The 7,608-nt window shown below is 74.8% G+C and carries 5 protein-coding genes and 1 pseudogene; 2 read left to right on the plus strand and 4 right to left on the minus strand.

Translation table 11 applies throughout. From position 1 onward, the window contains the following. Positions 1 to 67: 67 nt before the first annotated feature. From QMK28_RS02475 to QMK28_RS02485, 3 genes and pseudogenes are all read right to left on the minus strand, one after another. Positions 68 to 1,768: pseudogene (locus QMK28_RS02475) on the minus strand (hypothetical protein); the annotation flags it as partial. A 250-nt stretch (positions 1,769 to 2,018) separates the two neighbouring features. Continuing rightward, positions 2,019 to 3,422 (minus strand): hypothetical protein, encoded by a 1,404-nt coding sequence (locus QMK28_RS02480; RefSeq protein ID WP_443050501.1) that lies wholly within the window; start codon positions 3,420 to 3,422, stop codon positions 2,019 to 2,021. Beyond that, positions 3,310 to 4,359, minus strand: a complete 1,050-nt coding sequence (locus QMK28_RS02485) for a phosphatase PAP2 family protein (protein ID WP_326435274.1) — start codon at positions 4,357 to 4,359, stop codon at positions 3,310 to 3,312. Before QMK28_RS02485 ends, QMK28_RS02480 begins: the two co-directional genes overlap by 113 nt. Before the next feature lie 275 nt (positions 4,360 to 4,634). Between QMK28_RS02485 and QMK28_RS02490 the strand changes: the two genes are divergently transcribed. Beyond that, complete coding sequence (locus QMK28_RS02490; protein WP_326435275.1) at positions 4,635 to 5,249, plus strand: histidine phosphatase family protein; 615 nt, start codon at positions 4,635 to 4,637, stop codon at positions 5,247 to 5,249. Positions 5,250 to 5,316: 67 nt separating this feature from the next. Here the strand turns inward: QMK28_RS02490 and QMK28_RS02495 are convergent, their stop codons facing one another. Beyond that, complete coding sequence (locus QMK28_RS02495) at positions 5,317 to 6,654, minus strand: hypothetical protein (protein WP_326435276.1); 1,338 nt, start codon at positions 6,652 to 6,654, stop codon at positions 5,317 to 5,319. 583 nt (positions 6,655 to 7,237) lie between these two features. On the opposite strand from QMK28_RS02495, the gene QMK28_RS34140 reads away from it, so the two are divergent. Beyond that, positions 7,238 to 7,570 carry a hypothetical protein gene (locus QMK28_RS34140; protein WP_443050509.1) on the plus strand — a complete coding sequence of 111 codons (333 nt, stop codon included), beginning with the start codon at positions 7,238 to 7,240 and terminating at the stop codon, positions 7,568 to 7,570. The last annotated feature ends 38 nt before the right edge of the window (positions 7,571 to 7,608 follow it).

Below are 7,608 nucleotides of genomic sequence, written 5' to 3' on the forward strand. Positions count from 1 at the left end.
CGGCGGGGCCGGTGGGACTTGGCGCAATGACGGGGCCGCTGGCACCGGGTGCCTCGCTGGAGCCGTGGAGATCGGCGGGGCGGCCGGGGTCGGTGGGGCCTTCGCCGGCGGCGGCGGGCGGGCCGCCGTGGGTCCACGGCGTCTGCTCGGGGTCGGGCAGCTGGGGCCCGCCGCGCGGCGCGTGTTCGAAAACGGTCCAGCACACCCGGTCGCCCTTCTCCGGAACCGAACCGGGCTCGGGGACCTTCCCCCGGCCCATCCCGCCCGTCAACCGGAGCACGAGAGCGTCCGGTCCCTCCGGGCCGGAGGGACCGGAGGGCTCCGCCGGTGCCGCTGAATCGGACAGCCCGGACAGCCCCGACAGCTCGGCCGATGCCAGCCGCGCCACGAATTCGGCCGTCTGCGTCTTGCCGTCGGCCGTGACGCGGTACACCTTCGTACGCTCGGCCAGCAGCGGCCGGTCGTCCGTGAGGACCGTGACGAGCGGCCGGGGGCGGGGCGCCTTCGCCTCGCTGTAGGCCATCTCCACCTCGACGACCTCGCCCGCGAACGCCTCGCCGGCCAGCCGCCGGGCCGCCATCACCAGCGGGTCGTCCAGCGCCTCCTGCGCGTCGAGCTGCGCCTGCGCGGTCTCGCGGGAGGCGAGCTTCTGCGCGGCGGTGACGGCGTCGTCCCGCTTGGGCTGCGGGGGCTCGCCGGCCCGTACGCGGTCGCGGTGCCCGGTGTACGACCAGCGGTCGCGTTTCCAGCGGTCGTCGGTGTGCGCGCCGGGCGGCAGCGCGCGCAGCAGGTCGACGCCCTGCCACAAGGCGTCCCAGGTGGGCAGCAGTTGGGAGGCCACGAGTTCGCGCAGTTCGGCCTCGGCGTCGCGCAGAGTGACGGCGGAGGCCGTACCGGCTGCCGCTCGCGAGGCCGTACCGGAATCCGCTCCGGTGTCCGCTCCGGCCGCCGCCCGGGTGGCCCGAGCCGCGTCGTACCGGGCCATCGCCGGGGCCAGCAGCTTGTTGTCGAACGCGGGGTCGGTGGCCGGACCGGCGGGCGGGTGCAGCAACTGCCCGTCCCGGTCACGGGCCAGCTCCGCGCGCAGCGCCGCCTCGGCGGCGGAGACGCCCTGCGGAGGGTCTATCCAGGCGAGCAGCGCGCCCAGGTGCTGGTCCTCCAGATTGCTCTGGCCGGTCGCCCAGTGACGGCCCAGAAGCTCGGTCGCCGACAGCAGCAGCGAGGACCCGGGCACCCGGGACCGCTCGCCGAAGTGCGTCAGCCAGCGGCCGAGCAGCGGTACGTGCGGCGGCGCGGGGTACGGGGTGTCCGGGTCCTGCTCGGCGGTCCGGCGGAAGCGCATCGAGCGGCCCAGCAGCCGTACGAACTCCACGCCCGCCGCGCTCGGCACCAGCAACTGCGGTGCGTCCGCGCACAGTTCGACCTCGACCGGGATCTTCTTCCCGGTCTCCGGGTCGGTCTCCTTGCGCTCCTCCAGCTCGACGTCGTCGCCGTACGAGTCGAGGTACGGCAGCATCGCCTCGGCCAGCTCGGCGAGGAAGGCGAACCGCAGATCGCGGTCGCGCGGCTGTGCCACGACGAGCAGCCGGGGCGACTTCCGCTCGGTCCCGACCAGCGCGCCGAGCGGCGCTCCGGCCTCGCCCGCGGTCGTCAGCGGCACGAACGCGAGCGGCCGGTCGGACAGATGCCGGTGCCGGACGGTGGCAGTGGGCTGCGCGCGCCCCGCCGCCACAGCTTCCATCCGCGCGAGCGTCGTCATCAGGGACATGGGACCTCCGGACGGGCGCGGTGAGACGGGCGCGCGAGGTGAGACGGACGGGCGCGGTGAGAGCGCGCGGCGAGCGGGCGCGCGCTGGAACGGTTCGCGGCGCGAGGGTACGGAGCGGGGCCCGCGGAAGCGGGGCCCGAGGTGGAGGGGATCGGCCGGCGGCAGGGCGGCTCGCGGTGGGGCGGTCCGTAGCGGGACGGCCTGCGGCGGGCCTGTTCGCGGCGCGACCGGGGCGGGCTCTGGGCGGCGCTCATGGCATGCCGCCTGCTGCCGGGCCGCCTGCCGCCGCCCCGGCGGCGAGTGCCCCGGCGGCGAGCGCCTCGGCCCGGAGCGCGGCGGCCCGCCGCAGCGCGGCGACGGTGGGGTCGGTGGCGTCGACGGGCCCGGTCGGGGAATCCGGGCCGGCCTGAGCGGGGTCGAGCGCGGGCGGCGCGACTGCCGCCCCCGACCCCGCCGCAGGCTCGGACGCCCGCGCAGCCGCGCCGGAACCCGCCCGTACCAGCGCGGCGGCCAGCACACCCTCGACCGTCGTCAACCCGCCGAGCTCCCCCCGCACTCCCCGGCCGAGCGCCTCCACCGCGCCGGCCTCGCGGGCCCGCCGCCGGCAGTGGAAGGCCAGTTCGCACGCGGCCAGGCACTCCGGGGCGTACGCGGCCGGGACCGACTCGACGGCCGCGGTCAGCTCCTCGACCGGGCGGGTCGGGGTCTGTTCGTCGTCCGCCGGTCGCAGATCGAAGGTGGTGCCCTCGGGCAGCGCGGCGGCGATCTCCTCCAGCCGGGTCAGCCGGACGAGCTGACGGCGGGTCACCGAGAGCTGCTTGCGGACGTCGACGGCCTCGGCGGCCGGCAGGTTGGAGAAGTCCTTCGGGCAGACCAGCAGGACTTGGCGGCGCACCCGGCCGCCGCCGGGGAGCGGCCCGGGGGAGGGGCTGGACATCCGCTCGGCCACCGCCTCCAGCGCCAGTACGTACACCGCGGCCTGCCGGGCCGCCGCGCCGACCTTGGCGGAGTCGGCCGAGCCGTCGAGCATCGGGAAGGACTTGATCTCGACGACGGTCCAGCTCCCGTCCGGGTGGACCACGACCGCGTCCGGTTCGAGATAGGCGGGGGAGCCGGCCACGTCGAGAGCCACCATCGGGTGGTCGAGCAGCGACCAGCCGCCCTCCGCCTCGCCGGCGCAGGCCTCTTCGAGCGCGAGGGCGGTACGGGCCGCGCGGCCCTGGGGGCCGGCCGCCGCGAGGTCGGGGACCCGGACCGCGTCCGGCTCCGGCGCGGGGGCGCCGCCGCCCAGCCGTTCATGCAGCAGCCGCAGCAGGTCCGCGCCGCCGTCGGCCTTGACCCGGGCCTCGAAGACATTGCCGCGGACGAAGGCGAACTGCGACTGGCCGAAGGGCGCGGGACTGCCCAACGCCTGCGCCAGCGCGCCCTTGTCCACCCCCGCGCCGTCCAGCAGCGCGCGGCGGCGGCAGCCGGGGTTGGCGGCCAGCGCGGCGAGCGCGCGGGCGTCCAGGGGGCGCGGCGCGACGGCCGGGCCGCGCAGCTCAGCGAGTCGCTGTCGCAGCCTCGTCGGCGGCGGCGCCGACGTCCGTGCCGGTGGCTCCGGCGTCGGCGCCGGGGCCCCTGCCGTGGTTCGGCTGTCGAGGGATTCGTTCACCTGCGGAAGTCTCGCACTCAGCACTGACATTCATGGCCGCACCGCTGGTTCCGGGCGTGGAGGCGGCCACTGCGGCCACCGCTGCCGGTTCCGCTTCCGCCCCGCCGGGCCCGGCCTCCGCGCCGGGAAGCCGCCCCGCGAGCCGTTCGCGCCATGGCTCGGGCAGCAGAGCGCCGAGCCGTCCGAGCGCCCGCCCCGCGAGCCGCAGCGTGGGCCGGACCAGCAGCAGCCCGATCCCCATGACGGCGGCCCCCGCGACCGCGTCCAGGAAGTAGTGGTTGGCGGTGCCCATCACGACCACGGTGATCAACAGCGGATAGGCGACCGCCACCGACTTCGTCAGCCGCGACTTGCCGAGCTGCCACAGCACGACCCCGCACCACAGCGCCCACCCGACGTGCAGACTCGGCATCGCCGCGTACTGGTTGGTGAGCCCGCCCATCCCGCGCGGGGCGCTCGCCTCGCCGCCCCACCAGCCGTACGAGCCGTACTGCGCCATCGTGTCGACGAAGCCGTAGCCCGCCGCCAGCAGCCGGGGCGGGCAGGTGGGCAGCAGGATGAAGCCGATCAGACCGATGAAGGTGGATATCATCAACCAGCCGCGCATCACGCGGTAGTGGGCCGGGCGTCGCTTCCACAGCCAGATCAGGACGGCGGGCGTCACGAGGTAGTGCAGCGCCGCGTAGGCGAAGTCGGCGGGTATCCCCACCGAGGGGTGTTCGGTGAACAGCCTGTTGAGCGGGCTCTCCGCGTTGATCCGCAGCAGCTTTTCGAGGTGGAGTATCCCGAGGCCGTGGTCGACCGCGGTGGACACGTCCCCGCGGGCCAGCAGCCGGCCGACCGAGTACACGCCGTACACCACGGCTATCAGCGGCAGCTCGGTCCACCAGCGCAGCCGTCGGCTCAATACTCCGGTGCGGGGCGCGGTGAGGGACATCCGGACGCTCTCCATGGGTTCAGGCAGCCAACAGGCGCGCATTCGACTGTACGGTGTATGCGAAATCGGACGGACAGCGCCCCGGGATGCCCCGCGACATCACGTTCGCCCGTATTCGTTCCTCCCGTCGCCATGGGTGCGAGCGGAAAGACGCCACGGTGGGCCCCCGGGTTGCCCGGTGATCGCATGGGTGATGATGGAGCGGACAGATCGGGTCAATACCGCTAACCCGTAAAATCTCGAAGCGTCATCGACGCGTTGGCGAGAGGTCCCTCATGGCACCGCGCATTCTGCTGGCCCGGCACGGGCAGACGGAGTGGTCCCTGTCCGGCAGGCACACCGGCCGCACGGACATCCCGCTGCTGGAGGAAGGACGGCGCGGCGCGAAGCTGCTCGGCGAGCGGCTGCACCGCGCCCCCTGGTGGGACGGGCTGCCGGGCGTCGAGGTGCGCACCAGCCCGCTGTCCCGCGCGAAGGAGACCTGCGAGCTGGCCGGTTTCGCCGACCGGGCACAGGACTGGGACGCGCTCATGGAGTGGGACTACGGCGCCTACGAGGGCCTGCCCACCCCGGAGATCAAGGAACAGCGGCCCGACTGGTTCATCTGGCGCGACGGCGTTCTCGACGGCGAGTCGATGGCCGAGGTCTCGGCGCGGGCGGACGACATCGTGGAGTGGGCCATGTCGGCCGACCGCGACGTCCTGATCTTCGCGCACGGCCACATCCTGCGGGTGCTCGGCGCCCGCTGGCTCGGCTTCCCGGCGGCCTTCGCGGCCCGCATCAAGCTCGACCCGGCCTCACTGTCCATTCTGGGCTGGGCCTACGACGCGCCGGCGCTGGAGCGCTGGAACGACACCGGTCACCTCGAAGTCGAGTCCGTCCCGCGCTGACCGGGAGTCCCGCGCCGAGCGCCGGTGGGCTGTGAGCCGCTGTGGGATTTCGTGGGCTTCCGTGGGGTCAGGCCGACTGTCCGGCGCGCGCGTGGCGGTCCAGGAACGCGCCGACACTCGCCAGCCCGCGATGGGGCCGCAGCGCGAGCGCCGTCTCGTCGAGCATGCCGCGGACGCGGACCGAGCGGACCCGGCCCAGCAGGGCGAGCGCTCGTTGGGCCGCCTCCGCCGCCTCCTCCGGCGCCCCTGAGCGGGCCAGGTCGCCCGCCAGCTCGGTGGTGAAGAGCGTGATGTTGCGTACGAAGTGGGGGTCTTGGAGCGTGACCGCCCGGCGCGCGTGCCGCGCCGCGCGCCCCCAGTCGCCCAGGGCCGACCAGCACTGCGCCTCCAGCCCCTCCAGCTCCGCCTCGCCGTAGAAGGACATCCACTCCGGGTCGTCGCCGGACGCGCCCCGGCCGAACAACGACTGGGCCCGGTGCAGGGTCTCCTCGCAGCCCGCCCGGTCGCCGAGCCCGGCCCAGCCGCCCGCCTCGCGCAGCGCCAGCAGGGACGACAGCCGGGGCGAGGCGAGCTGTTTCGCTGCCCGCTGCGCCGCCTGCGCGGCCCGCACGGCCTCCCTGGGCCGGCCCGCGTCGCGAGCGAGGAAAGCGGTGTTGCAGAAGGCGTGCGCCTCCAGGGCCGCGTCGCCGGTGACCCGTGAGGTGGCCAGCGCTTCCGCGTAGTACGAGCGGGCGTCGGCGAAACGGCCCGAGTCATGGGCCAACCAGCCGACCGAAATGGCGAGTTCACCGGCTCCCGCGTGCAGTCGGTCGGTCACCGACTGGCGTTGCGCGCCGGCGTCCAGCAGCGCGTACGCGGCGCGCAGCGGCTGCGCCGCGCGCCGGTACAGGCCGTCCGCGCCGTGCCGGTCGTCGAGCAGCCGGATACGGCGCACCGCCGCTTCGACGGCCGACGCCTCCGGCTCGCCGACGCGGTTGTGCGCCGCGAGGGCGGGCGGGCGGGACGCCGGCGTGCGGGCCGACGGGATGGCGGGGGTCCAGCTCAGGGTTGTGGCCGCCATGGCGGCAGAGCCGCTGGTGATGAACGCGCGACGCAGCACGTCGCTCTCCTCGTGGCTGTCGGTACAGGTCTCGGGTGCCGGGGGCGCACCGCTGGTCGCACGCGCTCCCCTGCCACGCACCGTCTCGCGGGGCGAGAAGCCCATCCCGGTCAGCGCCAGGCCCGGGAACATATGTCGGAACACCCGCTCGTAGGCGTAGTTGGGGCAACGGATCTCCCCTGCCTCGACGCGTCCGATGTACCGGGCGTCGCAGGCGACCTGCTCGCCGATCTCCCGGGCCGCCCGGCGCACGGCCGAGGCGAACTCGCCCGGCGACCGCTGGCCGCGAAGCTGCCGGAAGGCCATGTTCGGCCGGGCGGCGGCCGGCCTCGCCGGCAGTGACGCCGACGAGGCCGGTACGGAAAGAGTTGACGCTGGAGGAGACGACGCCATGGCCGGAAACCTCTCCCTGCCGGTGCTGCCAGTGTGTGATGGGCTGTTGTGCTGGCGGGGACGACCGTACCGGCTGTGACGGAGTCCACACGCTGAGTTTGCCTACAAAACGGATATCTCGTTGGCGATCCGCCATGAAGTGCCATCCTTTGCAGCGCTACTGCGCCGTAGCTGTTGACGCCTTCCCGCGTTGGACACCGTGCGGAGGAAAACACTCCGTGAAGGCCCATGGGGTGCGTGCGGAGGAGGGGTTGCGTTGTTGGAAGCAGACGTGGACAGCGGCGGTTCGAGGGCGACCGTGCGTCGTGTGCCGTCCCGGACGCAGGCCCCCGCCCAGGGGCATCCGCAGGACCACGCGCAGGCGTACGGCGACCACGCGCAGGCGTACGGCCGGGACCGTGCGCCGGGTCGTGCACAGGAGCACGCCCGGTGGCAGGGTCAGGAGCGGAGTCGGTCCGGGGAACCGGAGAGCGGGACCCCCTGGGATCTCGTCACCGTGCCCGCCCGGCAGGGACTGGAGGCCGCGGACATCCTGCGGCTCGGCGACGCCTCGGGACCGGTGCTGCACGACAGCGGCTGCGACACCCTCGGCTTCCTGGTACCGCCCGGCACCGCTGACGGCTGGGACCTGCCGGGCAGCACCTGCACCCAGACGTTCGGACGCGGTGTCCGGCTGGACGCGGGGGGCGCGGAGCCGCCCGTCGTCGGCACCGGCTGGCTCGTGCCGCCGGACGACAGGCGTCCCGACGCCACCACGGACCCGGCCGTGCTGCGCGCCGCACTCGGGCAGGCGGCTCGTACGATCGCCGCCGTCGACGGCTGCCGCTGAGCGGGGGACCGGGGTGGGGGACCAGGGTGGGGCCGGGC

The sequence above is a fragment of the Streptomyces sp. H27-D2 genome, assembly GCF_035828615.1.
GTDB lineage: Bacteria > Actinomycetota > Actinomycetes > Streptomycetales > Streptomycetaceae > Streptomyces.

What these genes read in the sequence shown, in the direction of transcription:
- QMK28_RS02485 (WP_326435274.1), bottom strand. Translation starts at nt 4,359, where the DNA reads ATGTCCCTCACCGCGCCCCGCACCGGAGTATTGAGCCGACGGCTGCGC.
- QMK28_RS02490 (WP_326435275.1), top strand. Translation starts at nt 4,635, where the DNA reads ATGGCACCGCGCATTCTGCTGGCCCGGCACGGGCAGACGGAGTGGTCC.
- QMK28_RS02495 (WP_326435276.1), bottom strand. Translation starts at nt 6,654, where the DNA reads ATGGCCTTCCGGCAGCTTCGCGGCCAGCGGTCGCCGGGCGAGTTCGCC.